General features: G+C 67.5%; 19 protein-coding genes. All 19 read right to left on the bottom strand.

What is annotated here, in order from left to right; genetic code table 11:
* Positions 1 to 297, bottom strand: a 297-nt coding sequence (locus VFU06_02340) for a shikimate kinase (protein HEU5208226.1), incomplete at its 3' end; no start/stop codon positions are given.
* Entirely contained in the window at positions 290 to 1,510 is a 1,221-nt protein-coding gene (aroC, locus tag VFU06_02335; protein HEU5208225.1) for a chorismate synthase, read from the bottom strand. The genes aroC and VFU06_02340, both read right to left, overlap by 8 nt.
* 208 nt (positions 1,511 to 1,718) lie before the next feature.
* The gene (locus VFU06_02330) at positions 1,719 to 3,428 is read right to left on the bottom strand and encodes a secretin N-terminal domain-containing protein (protein ID HEU5208224.1); all 1,710 of its coding nucleotides are present in this window, start codon (positions 3,426 to 3,428) and stop codon (positions 1,719 to 1,721) included.
* On the bottom strand, positions 3,425 to 3,886 hold the full coding sequence (locus VFU06_02325) for a hypothetical protein (protein HEU5208223.1): 462 nt from the start codon (positions 3,884 to 3,886) through the stop codon (positions 3,425 to 3,427). Before VFU06_02325 ends, VFU06_02330 begins: the two co-directional genes overlap by 4 nt.
* Positions 3,886 to 4,518, bottom strand: coding sequence for a type 4a pilus biogenesis protein PilO (pilO, locus tag VFU06_02320; protein HEU5208222.1), 633 nt, complete (start codon positions 4,516 to 4,518; stop codon positions 3,886 to 3,888). The genes VFU06_02325 and pilO overlap by 1 nt, the downstream gene beginning before the upstream one ends.
* A 1-nt stretch (position 4,519) precedes the next feature.
* Positions 4,520 to 5,206 carry a PilN domain-containing protein gene (locus VFU06_02315; GenBank protein ID HEU5208221.1) on the bottom strand — a complete coding sequence of 229 codons (687 nt, stop codon included), beginning with the start codon at positions 5,204 to 5,206 and terminating at the stop codon, positions 4,520 to 4,522.
* Positions 5,207 to 5,225: 19 nt separating this feature from the next.
* The gene (gene pilM, locus VFU06_02310; protein ID HEU5208220.1) at positions 5,226 to 6,263 is read right to left on the bottom strand and encodes a type IV pilus assembly protein PilM; all 1,038 of its coding nucleotides are present in this window, start codon (positions 6,261 to 6,263) and stop codon (positions 5,226 to 5,228) included.
* Positions 6,264 to 6,432: 169 nt separating this feature from the next.
* Positions 6,433 to 7,482 (bottom strand): hypothetical protein, encoded by a 1,050-nt coding sequence (locus tag VFU06_02305; GenBank protein ID HEU5208219.1) that lies wholly within the window; start codon positions 7,480 to 7,482, stop codon positions 6,433 to 6,435.
* A 15-nt stretch (positions 7,483 to 7,497) separates the two neighbouring features.
* Positions 7,498 to 8,394: a prepilin-type N-terminal cleavage/methylation domain-containing protein gene (locus VFU06_02300; GenBank protein HEU5208218.1), complete on the bottom strand. Its 897-nt coding sequence runs from the start codon at positions 8,392 to 8,394 to the stop codon at positions 7,498 to 7,500.
* Position 8,395: 1 nt separating this feature from the next.
* Positions 8,396 to 8,815, bottom strand: a complete 420-nt coding sequence (locus VFU06_02295) for a prepilin-type N-terminal cleavage/methylation domain-containing protein (protein HEU5208217.1) — start codon at positions 8,813 to 8,815, stop codon at positions 8,396 to 8,398.
* Positions 8,815 to 9,279 carry a prepilin-type N-terminal cleavage/methylation domain-containing protein gene (locus tag VFU06_02290; protein HEU5208216.1) on the bottom strand — a complete coding sequence of 155 codons (465 nt, stop codon included), beginning with the start codon at positions 9,277 to 9,279 and terminating at the stop codon, positions 8,815 to 8,817. Before VFU06_02290 ends, VFU06_02295 begins: the two co-directional genes overlap by 1 nt.
* Before the next feature lie 206 nt (positions 9,280 to 9,485).
* Entirely contained in the window at positions 9,486 to 10,400 is a 915-nt protein-coding gene (locus tag VFU06_02285) for a hypothetical protein (protein HEU5208215.1), read from the bottom strand.
* Positions 10,397 to 11,062 carry a hypothetical protein gene (locus tag VFU06_02280; protein ID HEU5208214.1) on the bottom strand — a complete coding sequence of 222 codons (666 nt, stop codon included), beginning with the start codon at positions 11,060 to 11,062 and terminating at the stop codon, positions 10,397 to 10,399. The genes VFU06_02285 and VFU06_02280 overlap by 4 nt, the downstream gene beginning before the upstream one ends.
* Positions 11,063 to 11,085: 23 nt before the next feature.
* A complete protein-coding gene (locus VFU06_02275; protein HEU5208213.1) occupies positions 11,086 to 11,478 on the bottom strand; it encodes a prepilin-type N-terminal cleavage/methylation domain-containing protein in 393 nt (130 codons plus the stop codon).
* Positions 11,475 to 11,966 (bottom strand): prepilin-type N-terminal cleavage/methylation domain-containing protein, encoded by a 492-nt coding sequence (locus VFU06_02270; GenBank protein HEU5208212.1) that lies wholly within the window; start codon positions 11,964 to 11,966, stop codon positions 11,475 to 11,477. The genes VFU06_02275 and VFU06_02270 overlap by 4 nt, the downstream gene beginning before the upstream one ends.
* A 12-nt stretch (positions 11,967 to 11,978) precedes the next feature.
* The gene (locus VFU06_02265; protein ID HEU5208211.1) at positions 11,979 to 13,337 is read right to left on the bottom strand and encodes a sigma-54 dependent transcriptional regulator; all 1,359 of its coding nucleotides are present in this window, start codon (positions 13,335 to 13,337) and stop codon (positions 11,979 to 11,981) included.
* The gene (locus VFU06_02260) at positions 13,334 to 14,578 is read right to left on the bottom strand and encodes an ATP-binding protein (protein HEU5208210.1); all 1,245 of its coding nucleotides are present in this window, start codon (positions 14,576 to 14,578) and stop codon (positions 13,334 to 13,336) included. Before VFU06_02260 ends, VFU06_02265 begins: the two co-directional genes overlap by 4 nt.
* Positions 14,579 to 14,664: 86 nt before the next feature.
* Positions 14,665 to 15,054 carry a prepilin-type N-terminal cleavage/methylation domain-containing protein gene (locus VFU06_02255; GenBank protein HEU5208209.1) on the bottom strand — a complete coding sequence of 130 codons (390 nt, stop codon included), beginning with the start codon at positions 15,052 to 15,054 and terminating at the stop codon, positions 14,665 to 14,667.
* Positions 15,055 to 15,134: 80 nt separating this feature from the next.
* The coding region (locus tag VFU06_02250) for a hypothetical protein (GenBank protein HEU5208208.1) at positions 15,135 to 15,324 on the bottom strand (190 nt) is incomplete at its 5' end.

The following is a 15,324-nucleotide window of genomic DNA, read 5'->3' as shown; positions in this document are numbered from 1 at the left end:
CTCCGGCACCGTCTGGCCGCTCCGCCGCACGATCTCTTCGTCCACATCGTAGAAGCGCCAGCCGAGGCGCTCCGCGAGCAGCCGGCCGACCGTCGTCTTGCCGGAGGCCATGAAGCCGATCAGCAGGACGCGCCGGATGGTGGCATCATGCGACGTCCTGTCGTCACTCCGCGGGTGCGAATCCGGTTCGCTGGCCGGGCCACCGCGCGAGGCGGTACCCCCGGTGGCCGCGCCAGTGCCGCGGGGACTGCCGGTGCTGCCGGCGCCGCCCGTGCCGCCGCTCTTCGGCTCAGGCATCGAAGCTCGCACGTGCCGCTGCGGTGCGCTCCTTCAGGTGTTCGATGTACCCGCGCAGGTTCCGCAGCAGCTCACTCATGCTGTCGCCGCCGAACTTTTCGAGCAGCGCATCCGCCAGCACCGTCGCCAGCATCGCCTCTCCCACCACACCGGCCGCGGCGAGGGCGACCACGTCGCTGCGCTCGCGCACGGCGTCCGCGCGCTCGCCCGTGCGCAGGTCGACGGACCGGAGCGGCTTCATGAGCGTGGACAGTGGCTTCATGGCCACGCGCACGACAATAGGCGCACCGGTCGTCATCCCGCCCTCGAGGCCGCCGGCATTGTTGCCGTGACGGCGGAAGCCGCCGCTCGAGATCTCCGCGTCCGCCCGCTCGATCTCGTCGTGGACCTGCGAGCCGCGGCGGCGCGCCGCCTCGAAGCCGAGGCCGATCTCGACGCCCTTCATCGCCTGGATCGACAGCATCGCCTGCGCGATCCGGCCGTCCAGCCGGCGGTCCCACGCGATGTGGCTGCCCAGCCCGGCCGGCATCCCGCGCGCGACCACCTCGAAGACGCCACCGAACGTGTCGCCCTCCGCCCTGGCGCTGTCGATCGCCTCGATCATGCGCTGCTCGGCGTCCCGGTCCAGCGTGCGCAGCGGCGAGGCGTCGCTGGCGGCGTTCAGATCGTCGGGCATCACCTCCGGCAGCTGCGCATCGATCCCGCCCAGCGACACGATGTGGCTGCCGATCGAGATGCCGGCCTCGGCGAGGATGCGCTTTGCGACGGCGCCGGCGGCCACGCGCGCCGTGGTCTCGCGCGCGGATGCACGCTCCAGGACGTCGCGTGCGTCCATGCGGTCATACTTGAGCACACCGACCAGGTCCGCGTGCCCCGGCCGCGGCAGGTGCACGCGTCGCAGTGCCTTCTCCGGCGTGTCGGCGTCCGGCGGCTCCGGCGACATCGCGACCTGCCAGTTGCGCCAGTCGCGGTTCCAGACGAGCAGCGCGATCGGCGAGCCCAGCGTCTCGCCGTGCCTCACGCCGGTCACGATCTCGGCGGCGTCCTGCTCGATCTTCATGCGGCCGCCGCGGCCGTAGCCGCCCTGGCGGCGCCCCAGGTCGGGGTCGATGTCGCGCCCAGCGATCAGCTCGAGTCCGGCGGGCACACCCTCGACGAGGGTGACCAGGCCGCGGCCGTGGGACTCGCCCGCGGTTCGGAAGGTAAAGTGCATCGTAGTTCCAGCCTGCTGTCGAAGCCTCAGCGGCGTTGTGGGATCGAGCGTCCGGCGCGCCAGCGCGAGCAGCTCCGATCAGTTCATCCGGGCAAAACTGCGAGAGCCCGGCGGTGGCCGGGCTCTCGCGTTGACCTGCGTCTATATACGGGACCGATGCACCCTCTGTCCAGCGGTCACCGCATCCGGTGTCCCTCCGTCCGGGCCGTCAGTCCCGCACGATGTAAGGGGTCACCATGATCAGCAGGTCGCGCTGGACTTCCTCGTTCGACGTGCTGCGGAACAGGTTGCCGAGCACCGGCAGATCCATGAGGATCGGAATACCACTCCGCTCCTGGATCCGCTGGGTCTCGGTGAGGCCTGCGATCACGGCCGTCTGCCCGTTCTCCACCAGCACCTGCGTCTGCGCGTTCGACGTCTCGAAGACGACGCCCGCGTCCGACAGGCCCGGCGCGACGTTGGAACGCTCCGCCTGGATCTCCAGCATCACCATGTTGCCGGTGACGTGTGGCGTCACGTTCAGGATCACACCCGTCTGCTTGTACTCGACGGTGGCGCGCGCAGCGCCCACGCCGCCGGACTGCGAGCCCAGGTCGACGACGCGAACCGGCGTCTCCTGGCCGACCTGCACACGAGCCGAACGATGGTCCAGCGTCGTGACGACCGGTGCCGCCTGCACGTCCGTCAGGTTCACCGTCCGCAGCGCTTCGATGAAGGAGACGAGCGTGTGCCGGCCCAGCACGAGCGAAAGTGCCAGCTGCAGGGTCGGCTCCTGGATCCGGTTCGTAGCGTTGCCCAGCGCCGCGATCGAGTTGCCGTCCAGCAGGATCAGGTCGTCGTCCGTGGAGGCACCCGTGTTCGGGTTGATGTTGCTTGCGAGGCCGGCCAGCTGCGTGCCCTCCATGTCCTTGAGGTCATACGAGAAGCCGAGCGCCTCGAGCTGGGTGCGGTTCACGAACGCGATCCGCGCCGAGATGTTGACCTGCGCCGTACGCACGTCGAGCTGGTCGATCATCGGGCCGATCCGATCGAGCGCGGACCGCGTGTCCGTAACCAGGATCGCGTTGTTCGCCCGGTTGATCGAGACCTTGCCCTGGTCGCTCAGCAGCCCCGTGATCGTGTTCTGCAGCGAGTCCGCACTCACGTACTGGATGACGAACTGCTGCGACTCGAGCGGCTCCGTCTCGGTGCGCAGCGCGCTGGCGCGGCCGCTCTCGACGATCAGCACACCACTCGCCAGCTCACGGAGATGGAGGTTGTTCGCCTCCAGGATCGCCTCGAGCGCCACGTCCCACGGCTGGTTCACGATCTCCGCCGTGATCAGCGTGCTGCGCACGTCCGGCGAAGGGATGATGCTGCGGCCCGAGATCGCTGCAAACGACGCGAGCACATCCGGCACCGGCACCTGGTCGAACGTGACCGTGATCTGCTGGCCGAGTGGCCGCTGCGGCTGCGTCACGGTTCCGGGACGCGGCGGCTGCGGCCGCGTCGTCTGCGGGCGCTGTTGCACCTGCTGCGACGCCTGCGCAGCGCTGGCGAGCTGGGCACCCGACGTCCACGGCGAGAACTCGCCCGCGCGGTTCGGGAAGGAAACGCGCACCGCGTCCGCATCGCGCGTCACCTCGTACTCCACCGGCGCGCCAAGCTCGATCACGACACGGGCGATGCCCGGCTGGAACTGCGCCACGCGCAGCGCGCGAACGCCACCGCGATTGATGCGGTCCCAGCGCGCTCCGCGCGTTTCCGCGCCCTCGAAGTCGAGGACCAGCCGGCCGTCGTCCATCATGAAGTCGCGCGTGTGCACGTCGTCATCGACGCGGATCACGACTTCCGTACGACCCGCGGCGGGGACGATGCTCAGTTCCGTGACCGTGGCCGGGGCCAGGACGGTCGTCAACAGCGCGATGATCGAGATCATCGACTCGCTCCTTGGTTGGACTTCAGCTCGAGTACGCCCTGGCGGTAAACGCCGAACTCATTGACCGAAAACAGCACACGTGACCGACCGATGTCGACGACGGTCGCATTCCCGACTCGCTCACCGCGCCGCAGCCGGTGAACCTTACCCGTGACGTCCTGGACCAGCACCATGCTGTCGCGCGGGTCCTGGGCGAACACGATCATCCGCACGGTCAGCTCGTCGAAGAGCGGACCGTCTTCCGACGCGGTCAGCGGCCGGAACGGGTCGCGGCGACCGCCGGACGAATAGCTGAACACCTCGCGATCGAAGACGAGGCGCGGCTCTGCGGTGGAATCAGCCGGTGCGGCTGCGGCGCCGCGCGCCGGCTCGGCGGCGCGTGCCTGCTGCTGCGCGGAGGCCGGGGCCGCGCAGAGCGCGGCGGCAGCGGCCGTCACGATGATTGCATACCTGTTCATTATCGACGACCTCCCCGCGCGTTCGTCTGCGCGGCCGTATCGGGCTTCAGCTCGCCCGGATCGGGAATGACATAGGTCTCGGCCACGAACTCCGCGAGCAGCGACACCGAATCCGCGGGTGCGGCATTCCGGCCGCTTCGCTCAGGTGACACTGTCAGCTCCGTCGCGGTGATGATGCGGGGCAGCGAGCCGAGAACGGACATGAACGAGCCGATCTCGTGATAGCCGCCGCGCACAGCCAGGTCGTAGCGCTGGCGCATGTAGTAGGTGCCGGCCTGCTCGCCGCTCGGCGACATGGACACCAGCTCCACGTTGTTCCGCTGTGCCTCGACCGTGATGGCCCGCAGCAGCTCTGGCACTTCTGCCCGATTCGGGATCAGTTGCTCGAGCTGCTCCATGTTCGCCTCGTACAGCGCGAGCCGCTGCTGCAGCGCCTCGCCGCCATTCTGCGCGACGATCGCGCGAGCCGTGGCGTTCTTCTGCTCCAGCGTCTCGAGTCGCGTCTGCATGGTCTCGAGCTCCTCGCTCTTCGGCGAGTGCACGAAGTAGTAGAACACGCCTGCCAGGAGCAGTGGCACCAGGCCGATCGCGATCCGCTTCTGCTTGGCCGGATCCTGTGGTAGCAGTGCCATGTCAGTCGCCCTGGAGAATGCTGTCCGTGCGCGCAAACAGCGGAGCCGTCCGGATGGCTTCCACCGGCGGTTCCTCCCATGACGCGCGCAACTGGAACGTGTAGTACTTGCGGCCGTCCTGCTGGGCCTGCGTGGTCGTCTGCAGCGTGACCGCGCGCAGGAATGGAGATGCCTCGAGGTCCTGGATGAAACGAGTCAGCGCCAGGGTGTTGCCCGCACTGCCATCGATCTCCAGAACCGGCTGCATCGAGCTGGGGCTCGCCGAAGGCTGGGCGCGAACTGCGGTCAGCCACGTGTACGACGGCACCGCGCGGCCGATCTCCTCCAGGAGGTGGGCCCAGACGAAGCGGCCGGCATCGATCTCCTGGATGATCTGCACCTTCTGCGCGATCGTGTCCTGGCGCGCGACCAGCTCCTCGTTCGCCTCGCGCAGCGCTGCGTACCGAGCCGAGTCTCGCACCGCGCCTTCGATCGCGACCTCGAGCTCGCGCTGGCGGTTGCTCGAGCTCCACCAGAGGAAGCCAACGAGCAGCACAGACAGCACGACGCTCGCCGCCGTGAACATCGTGATCCGGTCGCCGCCCTCCGGCAGCTTGATGCGCGAGAGCAGCGAAGGACCCGCCGCTGCACGGCGCGGACCCTTGCGCGACTTCTTCTGCGCACCCGGAAGCAGGTTGATCTCGATCAAGTGACCCTTCCCTCTCGTCCTAGGCCTGCCGCAGGGCGAGGCCTACGGGGAGCATGAGCAGCGGCGCGAACTCGTCCAGCGGGAACGCCTCCATCACCTCGGGCCGCACGCGCACCCGCTGCAGCGGGTTCACGACCTCGGCACGGGCACCCAGGCGGCGCGAGAGCGCTTCGACGAGTCCCGGAATCCGGGCACCGCCGCCCGAAACGAACACGCGGTTCAGCCCTTCGCCGCCGCTCTGCGCGACGATGAACGCGACCGCGCGCTCGATGCCTACCGAGAGCTCGTCGATCCGCTCGTCGACCAGGGGTCGCAGGTCCACACCGCTGTCGCGCCCCTGGAGCACGGCTTCCGCGCGCTCTGCGGTCAGGCCGCGCTCGCGCTGCAGCGTCTCGCGCAGGCGACGGGAGCCGAAAGGCAGATCGCGCACGAGCGTCGGCTGGCCGTCCTCCAGCAGGTTCACGTTCGTGGTCTCGTGCCCGACGTTCACCAGCGCCACGAGCCCGTTGAACGGCTCGGCGTAGCTGCGCTCGAACGCGTTGTGCAGGGCGAACGCATCCACGTCGATGACCGCGGGTGTCAGCCCGGCATCGGCGAGCAGCGCCAGCCGGTTCTCGATCAGCTCGCGCTTGGCCGCGACCAGCAGCACCGACATCTGCGGCGTCGTTGCATCCGGATCCAGGATCTGGAAGTCGAGCTGCACGTTCTCCATGTCGAAGGGCACGTGCTGCTCCGCCTCCCAGCGGATCACCTCGCGCGCATCGTTCGCGCTCATGCGATCCATCTGGATCTTCTTGATGATCACGTCGTGCCCGCCCACCGCCGCGACCACATTGCGCTTCTTGAGGCCGCTGCTCTCGACCACGGCGCGCAGTGTTTCTGCGACGAGGACGGGATCCATGATCTCGCCCTCGACGATTGCGTCGGGCACCAGCGGACTGGTCGCTATCTGGACGATCTCGGGCTCGGGCTTCGAGTGGTCGACCACGACCAGCTTCACGAAGCCGCTGCCAATGTCGAGACCGGCAGAGAGCTTGCTCTTGCCGAAGAGTCCCATTACACGGACCGGTTCAGTTTTCGAGTAGGGGAGGCCTTGAGTCAGGCGTGCTGCACGTTAGGCCGCACGCATCTGCATGTCAAGACTTCCGTTAGCTTCTTTGCACTGCTGCCATCAGGCATCGGCAGCCCATCCGGGACGAGCTCGCACGTGAATCGTGCATGCGGGCTCAGTACCCTGCCCAGCCGTCGAACCAGGTGTTGCGAATCGGCGTGAGCACCGACATTGCCTGCAACGCGTTGCTCAGCTCGCACGAATTGTAGCGATACGTCTTGGTGCCATGTGCGCGCGATGATTGCTCCACGGGTTCGCCGAGCTTCACGTTCAGCCCCGTGATGACGGCACCGGAGATCGCGCCCGTGCCGTTGTCCTCCAGCCTTCCACCGACCATCACGATCCCGTCCCACTGGTCACCACCATCGAGCTTGATGTCGCCACGGATGATGAGCGTGCCGCGCCCGTTCATGTCGCTCGGGTCGAAGGCCGGGCCGTTCTCGTTGTCGATATACACGACCGGCCACCAGTCCGGACGCGCGGCGAAGCTGTCCGCACTCGGCCATACGCCTGGCGGAATCCTGATATCGAACTGCAGCACGTCCTCGTTGATGATGCCTTCCCAGTCGATGTTGATCTGGCCGGCCATGTCCTCCTGGCTGCCCATGTAATCGATGGGCGGGTCACCCATGACCGGGCCGGTCTGACCGGAGTAACCGCTGTCCGGGACGGCGACACCGGCTTTCGGCCCGGTTGCGAGACACTCGTCGAAGCCGGACATCTCCCCGGAGTTGCCGTCCTTGCGGATACCGCTGAGGCTGGTCCAGCCCGCTGGCACGTTGATGGTGTACGGCTTGAGCCAGGCGAGCTGCGTGACCGTGTGACGCGCCGAAGGGATGTTGCCCCCGGACGTCGTAATTCCAGTAGACCGCAACAGATACAACGCCCCGTTCACGCCGTCGTCCGGCCGCATGAGGTCGACACGCACTTCAGCCGTGCCACCCGGCAGGGTGAAGTCGCGGCCGAACGGCATGTTGGCGCGGTCCGCCAGGTACACGCCCATGCCGGCTTCCGCCAGCGCGTAGGCCACGGTCTGCGCATCGCGACTGTTCACGACCGAGCTTTCCGACTCGACGCGCGCGAAGGCACCCACGACACCGGCAGTGATCACGCCGATGAGCAGAATCGCCATGGGGATCGCAAATCCGTCCCGCCTCGACTTCATGATCATGATCTGCCCCTAGTCGATCCGGTTGCGGAAGAAGATTGCCGTGGTCAACGGCGTTTCGCGGTGCGTGCCGTCCGCATCGGGCCGATCGCTCCGTCCCACGAACGACAGCTCGATGCCACGCAGGTTCGAAATCGGACTCGGCGGTGCGTCCTGCGCGGTGGCCGACCCGACCGGATAGAAGCGGAACCGGGCGGATGCGTCGAAAGGTGCCGCCAGTTCTTCCCGCGCCATGCCGGCCACCTGGCGGTACAGTCCGCGCGAACCGGGGACCAGCTCTGATGGCGCGAAGAAGTATGCGACTTTCAGGAACAGCATTACCGGAACCGCGTCGGGGACCGAGCCGCTGGGCGCCTGCACTTCCACGATGCGGGCGCGCGTGCTCATGTCGGAAAAGGTGGTTGCCACCTGAGCCGTGACGCACCGGGTCGACGCTGCTACGACAGCTACACCGTTGCCGCCGATCGACTCCGCGTCGTATACACCCGTCGCGGGGTCGCGCCACGCGTACCCACCACCACTGCCGGACGTGTTGGTAATGGCCTGGCGCGCATTCGCCAGGACCACGGAATCGACCGGGAACAGGGACACGTGCAGTCGGCCGCTCGCCGCGACGCCGCAGGCCAGTCCCATCGCGAAGGGCATTTTCACGCGGATCGTATCCGGGCTCGCGCCCTCGATGCCGATAGTGGTATCAACGGAGCGCAGCTCCCGCGTCAGCATGTTGACCGCGGCTCGACTCACGGAACGCGCTTCCGTCATCTGCGTCTGCGTGTCGTAGAACGCGCTCTGGTTGACGAACACGCTCGTGACTGCAGCACCGACCACGGCGGTCAGCACGACCGCAATCAGGACTTCGACCAGCGTGAAGCCGGGTCGGCGGCGCGCCTGACTCCTCTGCACCGTCATATCAGCACCCCGGGCAGTTGAATGGGTTCGTCGTCGACGGCTCGGTGCGCGTAAAGCCCACGGTATCCGGTCGCGCACCAGCCCGGGCCGGCGTCAGGACCACGATGACCTGACGCGTGCGCGCACTCGCAACGGCCACACTTACGCACGAGGTGAAGGCGTCAGCGCCACTCGCCAGTGTCCTGCACCCCCCCTGTGCGTCCAGGTCCGCCAGGGATAGCGCAGACAGTCGATTGATCTCCTGGAGCATGAGCGCCTGGCGTGCACCCGCAGACTGCAGGTCTACCGCCCGCTGTGCCGTCGCGAACGTCATCCCGGCGAGCATCACCAGCACTGCCGCCAGGATCGCGATCGCAACGACCACCTCGACGAGCGTGAAGCCATCGCGACGGCATGCCGAGTCGCGCGTGGAATGCTGCATTACAGCCCCTCCACTCGGATGAGTCCGGCTCGGGTCAGCTCGATTTCGGTTCGGCTGCCGCCGGCCTGGATTACCATTCTGAACGACGCTCCCACGGTGCCGTTCGGGAGCAGGTGCACACTCGTGGGGGTCGCAGTCATCGAAGTCAGGCCGAACTCGGACCGACCTGGCGCCAAGTGCTGTGTCGCGTACACGTCGCCGGTCACCCGGTCCACCAGGTGGTAGACCATGCTGTCCGTGTTCACCTCTACGACCACCGGCCGGTGCGTGCGGGCTGCCATCGCCAGGCCGCGCTCCAGGTCCTGCGCAATCGTCGCAGATGCCTGCTGTGCGTGCGTCTGCCGCAGCCCGCCGCTGATCGACGGCGCCGCCATCATCACGACGATCCCGATGATCACCATGACGATGAGCAGTTCCAGCAGCGAGAAGCCCGGTCGTCGGGCGTGTGCACGGCAGCGTGGCACCTTGGCTCCTGATCGGATATTCAGCAGGCCGCGGAAGGCGGGATGGCCAGGCGTTGAAGATAGGCCAATTCACCGCGTCACGGCACTGATCGGCGCCCCTGATGTCGAGATCCATGCCAGCCGGAACCGTATTGCGGGACAATGGCTTGCAAGCTCGGCAGGGGGATGGACGGGGCACTTTTTAGCAGGTTCGCGAACTTTTTCAGTCAGAACGCCGGAACCCGCCAGCGCACTCCCGGGCGATACACGCGGCGGAACGGGGGCGAGGCGAGGGCATCCGCGATCGCACACGGGTCATACGTGAAGGTGCCGCCCTCGTCCTGGAGGCCGAGCGCGCGGACGGCACCGTGCACGCGTGCGCCGGTCTCGACCGCCAGTACGCCGCCCGCTACGACCAGGCCATGAACGCTGGCGGAGGCAGTCAGCCGCACATCGCCCGGCGAGATGAGTATTCCGTGGAATTCGGTCTCGAGCGTCGTGTCACCGGATACCAAGAGGACTCGCACGGAATCCCCGGCTACCGGTGAGAGCCCCGCCGCGAGTGCGTCCAGGTCGCCCCAGCTGATCCCCGCCGCGCTCCCGAACGGCAGCGAGTCTGCCCACGCCCTGGTGATCCAGGCAGGCAGGGCGACAGGCAGGCCGGCAGCGGGGGCGCACTGCGTGGTATCCGTGCCCTCGACGAGGTCCACGGGCCCCGGTGGCAGAGCGGTCGTGATCACGGCCGGGAATCCTGCCATGATTTCGGCCACGGGCAGAATTCTCAGCAGTGCGGCCGCTCCGACCCGGGCGCCGCGGCCGTTCGACGCCTCCGCGCCGACCCGCAGCACCCTCGCCGAGAGACGTTCCGCTGTTGCGGATACCTGGGCCGACTGCGCCGCGGACGCGTCTATGGCGATCGACCAGGTGGTACCGACAGGGTGCTGTGCAGCAGCATGCGCATCGATGGCGACGATCGCGCGCGCGAGTGCATCCTGCACAGCCGACTCCAGCACGGCATGCTCCTGCTCGTGCAGCGCACCCAGCCCGGCTATGCGAGCAAAGCCGAACGCGCTCATGGCCAGCAGCTCCATAGCCAGCACTGCCAGCAGCGCGAAGACCAGCACGGTGCCCGCTCGGTTCATGGCAGTGCGTTCACGAAGGGAACCCGCAGCATCGTCGGCGAGCGCGCCCCCGGCCAGCGCAGACGAGCCAGTGCGGCAGAACCGTCTCCGGCCGGCTGTATGGTGTGCGCGCCAGGGGCAAACCGCTCCTCGGTCAGCGGCTGTCGACCGGCGTCGCCCGACCGGTACCGGAACGCCCGATCGCGCACGTAGTAGATTCCGCTTTCGAACACGAGCGCGTAGGCACCGGGCGCCGCGGACGAGTCAATGCGCACGCGAACGGCCGGGGCCGCTCCGCAAGTGGTGGGGGTGACGGCGCGGATCGCGTACACACGCTCGGCACCGCCTGTCTGCAGCAGCACCGAATCCTTGTCGATCGCCGGCAGTCGAAGGCCCTCGTAGTCGATCGTGATCTCGTCACCGGCCAGCGCGCACACACGACCACCGCCACGGAACACCCGCAGCACGACGGAGTCGCCGCCGATCGAGCGGACGTCAAGCGAAGGGTCGATCCAGCGAAGCTCCTCGCGCAGGACGCCCGCAGTCACCCGCACCGCCTCGGCGTCGGCTGCACTCGCGGTCAGCGATCGTAGCAGCCGATTCTGCGTCGCGAGCACTGATACCACCGCTGCACTGACGAGTGACGCGAGGAGGAGTGCCAGCAGGCATTCGACGAGGGTCATGCCCGCGCGTGATCCACGCGTGCTCACCATGCCCCCAGGATCGGCGGGAGGTTCGGGCGCCGCGCGTGCAGCCGGACCGTATCGCGCGCCCCACCGGGCACGACCTCCATACGGATCTTGCGGCTCGTGGTATCGTCGACGATCGCCCAGCGATACTCGCCGTCAGCGTCGGTTCTCCCACCGCTCGCCGGCGCCGCATCCTGCATCAGCGAGTCGAGCAGCATGGACGCCTGCAACGTCGCAGCTTCGAGGCGCTGCGCGGTCGTCGCGAGGCGTGCAGCATGCGCCGTCAGTGCGGCGGCTCCGAGGGCACCGATCGCAAAGACCACGAGCGCGACGATGACCTCGACGATGCCGAATCCGGAGCGGTGACCGCTTGGCAGCGGCCGCAGCCGAATGCGGGGTGCGCGCGTCACCACAACCTCACCCGGCCGTAGGAGGAGATGGTGAGACGAGCATCGGCATCATGGCGCACCAGGCGCACCGTGCGGCTCGCCATCCGGCCGATCCCGAGCCGGTCGTACGTCACCGCTGCGCTGTCGGCCCCGCCCAGGTCGATGCGTGCATCGTAGACGGCCAGCACCTGAGCGGGCGACGCGAGGGTGTCGCCGTCAGAGGACCGGATCGAGACAGCACCGGCAACCGCGTCGAGGACGAGGACGGCACCACCGTGGGCGCGCGCGAGCAGCCGCGCACGCGCCAGCTCCATCGCCACCGCATTCCGCGCCGCGATCACGGCGTGCCGATCGATCGTCCGGCGTACCGCTGGTGTCGCGATGGCGAGGAGAATGCCGAGCACCGTGAGCACGGCGAGGAGCTCGACGAGGGTGTAGCCGGAGTGGCGCGAAGAGGATGGTGCGTTGGACATGGCGCCACGATCGCGCCCGCGATCGGGCGCGACCATGGCGGGATGCGACTATTCCAGCCCGTACTCGCGGATCTTGTACAGCAGCGCGCGCGAGCTCAGCTCGAGCAGGTCCGCCGCACGCGTGCGATTGCCGCCGGTACGCTCCAGCGCCTTCTGGATCAGGCGCCGCTCCAGCGCGGCGCCATGCTTTTTCACCGACAGCTCGTCCTCACCCAGCTCAGGTGAGTCCATGGCGGAAACGGGCATCCGCACGTGCGGCGGCAGGTCTTCCTCTCCGAGGCGCTTCCCCTCCGCCAGCACCATCGCCCGCTCGATCGTGTTCTCCAGCTCGCGCACGTTGCCCGGCCACGGATAGGCGAGCAGGAGCCGCATCGCATCCGCATCGATGCCCTCGATGCCGAGTCGTAGCTTGCGGTTGTACTGATCGACGAAATGATGCACGAGCAGCGGGATCTCCTCGCGCCGCTGACGCAACGGCACCAGGTGGATCGGGACGACCGCAATGCGATAGAAGAGGTCGCGGCGGAAGTTGCCGTCGCGGATCTCCTCGTCCAGGTCCTTGTTGGTCGCCGAGACCAGCCGCACGTCCACGTCGCGCGACTTCGTATCACCCAGCCGGCGTACCTCGCCTTCCTGCAGGACGCGCAGGAGCTTGACCTGCAGCGTCGCCGGCATCTCGCCGATCTCGTCCAGGAAGAGAGTGCCGCCGGAAGCGACCTCGAACAGGCCCTGCTTGTCACGCTCCGCGCCTGTGAAGGCACCACGCACGTAGCCGAACAGCTCGGACTCGAGCAGGTTCTCCGGGATCGCACCGCAGTTCACCGGCACGAAGGCGGCACTGGCGCGATCGCTCTCGGTGTGGATCAGCCGCGCGATCAGTTCCTTACCGGTTCCGCTCTCGCCGGTGATCATCACGGGCGACGGATGGCGCGCCACCTTGGACGCGACCTCGATCGCCTGCGTCATCGCCGGCGACTTCGCGATGATCTCGCGATAGCGTCGCTCGATCGCGACCTCCTCGCGCAGGCGCGACACCTCCTGACGCAGCGACTCCCGCTCTTCCGCCTTCTTCAGCGCGAGTACGATCTGGTCGGGACTGAACGGCTTCGGCAGGTAGTCGTAGGCGCCCTTCTTCATCGCCTGGATCGCGAGATCCATCCCGCCATAGGCGGTCATGACGATGACCATGGCCTGGCCATCCTGCGCCTTGTACCGGTCCAGGAACTCGAGACCGTTCAGCCGCGGCATGCGTACGTCGCACAGGATGATGTCGGGCTTGTTCTCGATGGCCTTGGCGAAGCCCTCCTCACCATCACTCGCCGTGGCGACCTCGTATCCCTCCTCGCCCAGGATGAGCGAGACCGTGTGACGCAGCCCTGGCTCGTCGTCGATGATCAGGACGTTCATACCCTTGCTGGCTCAGGGGTCAATGCAGGCAGCAGCACGACGAACTGTGCGCCCCCCGCGTCGGCTTCCTCCGTTCGGAGCACTCCACCCATCGTCTCGATCAGCCGCGCGGACACCGCCAGCCCGAGGCCAGTGCCCTTGCCCGGCTCCTTCGTCGTGACGAACGGCTCAAAGATCTGGTCGCGGACGTCCTGCGCAATGCCGGGGCCGTTATCGCTCACCGTGATCTGGACCAGCCGGCCCGTGGCCGAGTACGGGTCCTCCCGCGGCGCCCGCGTCGCAAACAGGCGACGTCGATGCGAGTAGTCGATCCCCGGCGGATCGTCCTTGCGCCGCGCCGGCACTCGCTGCGTCACGCGCGCGTCACGAATTTCGGTGCGGATCACGATCACCGGATCCGGCGTCGACTCCAGCGCGTCGATCGAGTTGACGAGCAGGTTCACCAGCACCTGCTGCAGATGATGGGGGTTGCCGGACACTGCAGGCAATGCCGCAGCCAGGTCCACCTCGAGCTGCACGTTCTCGAAGCGTCCTTGTGTCGACACCAGTTCCAGCGTCTCCCGGACGACGTCGTTGGCGCCGAACTCGGTCATCTCCGTCTCGCTCGGCCGCGCGAAGTCGAGCAGGCTGCGCACGATCCGGTCGATGCGGCGCGCCTCGCGCTCCGCCGCGGCGACCAGCTCCTTGCCCTGGTCGTCGACCCGGCGATGGACGAGGCCGAGATAGCCGATGATCGCACCCAGAGGATTGCCGACCTCGTGCGCGATGCCGGCGCCCAGGCGACCGACCGATGCCATCTTCTCCTGGTGCACCATCGCGTCGCGCGCCTCCGTCAGCATCCTGTTCGTCTCATCGAGAGAGCGGATGTTGGCGGCCAGCTCGTTCTGATCGGCGACCAGGCGCTCCGTCATCCGGTTCACCGCCGAGCTGAGGCGCGCCAGCTCCTGCGTCCGGCCGCGCGGCAGCCGCCGGTCGTGATCGCCCCCCGCGATCGCCTCGACGTCGTCGATCACCGTCTCGATCGGGCCGAACACGGCCCGGTGCAGCACCCAGCGACCAAAAAGCGTGAAGATCACGAGGTCCGCGGCGAGGAGGATGATGATGAAGAGGAGCGCGTGCCGCGGCGTCTGGAAGCGCGGCAGCAGGAATATCAGCCCGACCAATGCCATCCCCAGCGCACTCGCAAACACGAGCGCGAACGCACTGATCAGCTCTCGCCTGAGCGTTGGGATGTGCTTCATCTGTAACGGTCTGGGGAAGGTGCGGCTGGTGCGGCGGTGAAGCTAGGACGGGGAGGGACTGAGCGCAAACCTTGGCGGGACTGCGCTCAGTCGCAGGTGATGACGCCTGGGACGGTCGCGGGGGCACCGTCGGCGGCAGGTGCGTTACCGATGATGATGCCGCACGTGTGGCCGGCATACGAGGGATGTGTCGCCTGCGCTGCCCAGCCGAGAGAGTTCGCGGAATTGATCGTGATCACCACACCCGGGCTTTGTTGAAAATCGGTCAGGTCGACGACATTCGCCGCGTAGCTCAGAGCGCCAGGAAAGTAGAGTTCCTGCTGCGCGGCCAGGTTGCGCAAGTCGCTCTCCATGGACTTGAGAAGCGCACGGTCCTTCGCGTCCCAGAAGAACGAGGTCGCGATGGCCGCCAGCAGCCCAAGGATGACGATCACGATCAACAACTCGATCAGTGTGAAACCGTGTCTCTGGTGCATCGTCGCACCCCACGCTTCCTTTCAGTGAAAAGGGGCGGCGGCTGACCGCCACCGCCCCTCCTACGGCTAACCTGCTGCGATTAATTCTCGACGCAGGTCACGATACCAGCAGTGACTGCGGGCGCAACCGCCGCCGCATCGCCGACGAACACAGCACAGATCGACGCCGCATCCAGCGCGTCATGCGATGCTGTAGCCGACCAGCCAGTGTTGCCTGAGGCCGTGATGGCCAGGTTGACACCCTGCGACGGCTCCACGTCGGCCAGGTCA

The sequence above is a fragment of the Longimicrobiales bacterium genome (assembly GCA_035764935.1).
In the GTDB taxonomy this organism is placed as follows: domain Bacteria; phylum Gemmatimonadota; class Gemmatimonadetes; order Longimicrobiales; family RSA9; genus DASTYK01.
The sequence above is the reverse complement of the archived record's forward strand: the minus strand, read 5'-3'. Positions and strand labels throughout refer to the sequence as shown.

What these genes read in the sequence shown, in the direction of transcription:
- aroC (HEU5208225.1), bottom strand. Translation starts at nt 1,510, where the DNA reads ATGCACTTTACCTTCCGAACCGCGGGCGAGTCCCACGGCCGCGGCCTG.
- VFU06_02330 (HEU5208224.1), bottom strand. Translation starts at nt 3,428, where the DNA reads ATGATCTCGATCATCGCGCTGTTGACGACCGTCCTGGCCCCGGCCACG.
- VFU06_02325 (HEU5208223.1), bottom strand. Translation starts at nt 3,886, where the DNA reads ATGAACAGGTATGCAATCATCGTGACGGCCGCTGCCGCCGCGCTCTGC.
- pilO (HEU5208222.1), bottom strand. Translation starts at nt 4,518, where the DNA reads ATGGCACTGCTACCACAGGATCCGGCCAAGCAGAAGCGGATCGCGATC.
- pilM (HEU5208220.1), bottom strand. Translation starts at nt 6,263, where the DNA reads ATGGGACTCTTCGGCAAGAGCAAGCTCTCTGCCGGTCTCGACATTGGC.
- VFU06_02305 (HEU5208219.1), bottom strand. Translation starts at nt 7,482, where the DNA reads ATGAAGTCGAGGCGGGACGGATTTGCGATCCCCATGGCGATTCTGCTC.
- VFU06_02300 (HEU5208218.1), bottom strand. Translation starts at nt 8,394, where the DNA reads ATGACGGTGCAGAGGAGTCAGGCGCGCCGCCGACCCGGCTTCACGCTG.
- VFU06_02295 (HEU5208217.1), bottom strand. Translation starts at nt 8,815, where the DNA reads ATGCAGCATTCCACGCGCGACTCGGCATGCCGTCGCGATGGCTTCACG.
- VFU06_02285 (HEU5208215.1), bottom strand. Translation starts at nt 10,400, where the DNA reads ATGAACCGAGCGGGCACCGTGCTGGTCTTCGCGCTGCTGGCAGTGCTG.
- VFU06_02280 (HEU5208214.1), bottom strand. Translation starts at nt 11,062, where the DNA reads ATGACCCTCGTCGAATGCCTGCTGGCACTCCTCCTCGCGTCACTCGTC.
- VFU06_02270 (HEU5208212.1), bottom strand. Translation starts at nt 11,966, where the DNA reads ATGGTCGCGCCCGATCGCGGGCGCGATCGTGGCGCCATGTCCAACGCA.
- VFU06_02265 (HEU5208211.1), bottom strand. Translation starts at nt 13,337, where the DNA reads ATGAACGTCCTGATCATCGACGACGAGCCAGGGCTGCGTCACACGGTC.
- VFU06_02260 (HEU5208210.1), bottom strand. Translation starts at nt 14,578, where the DNA reads ATGAAGCACATCCCAACGCTCAGGCGAGAGCTGATCAGTGCGTTCGCG.
- VFU06_02255 (HEU5208209.1), bottom strand. Translation starts at nt 15,054, where the DNA reads ATGCACCAGAGACACGGTTTCACACTGATCGAGTTGTTGATCGTGATC.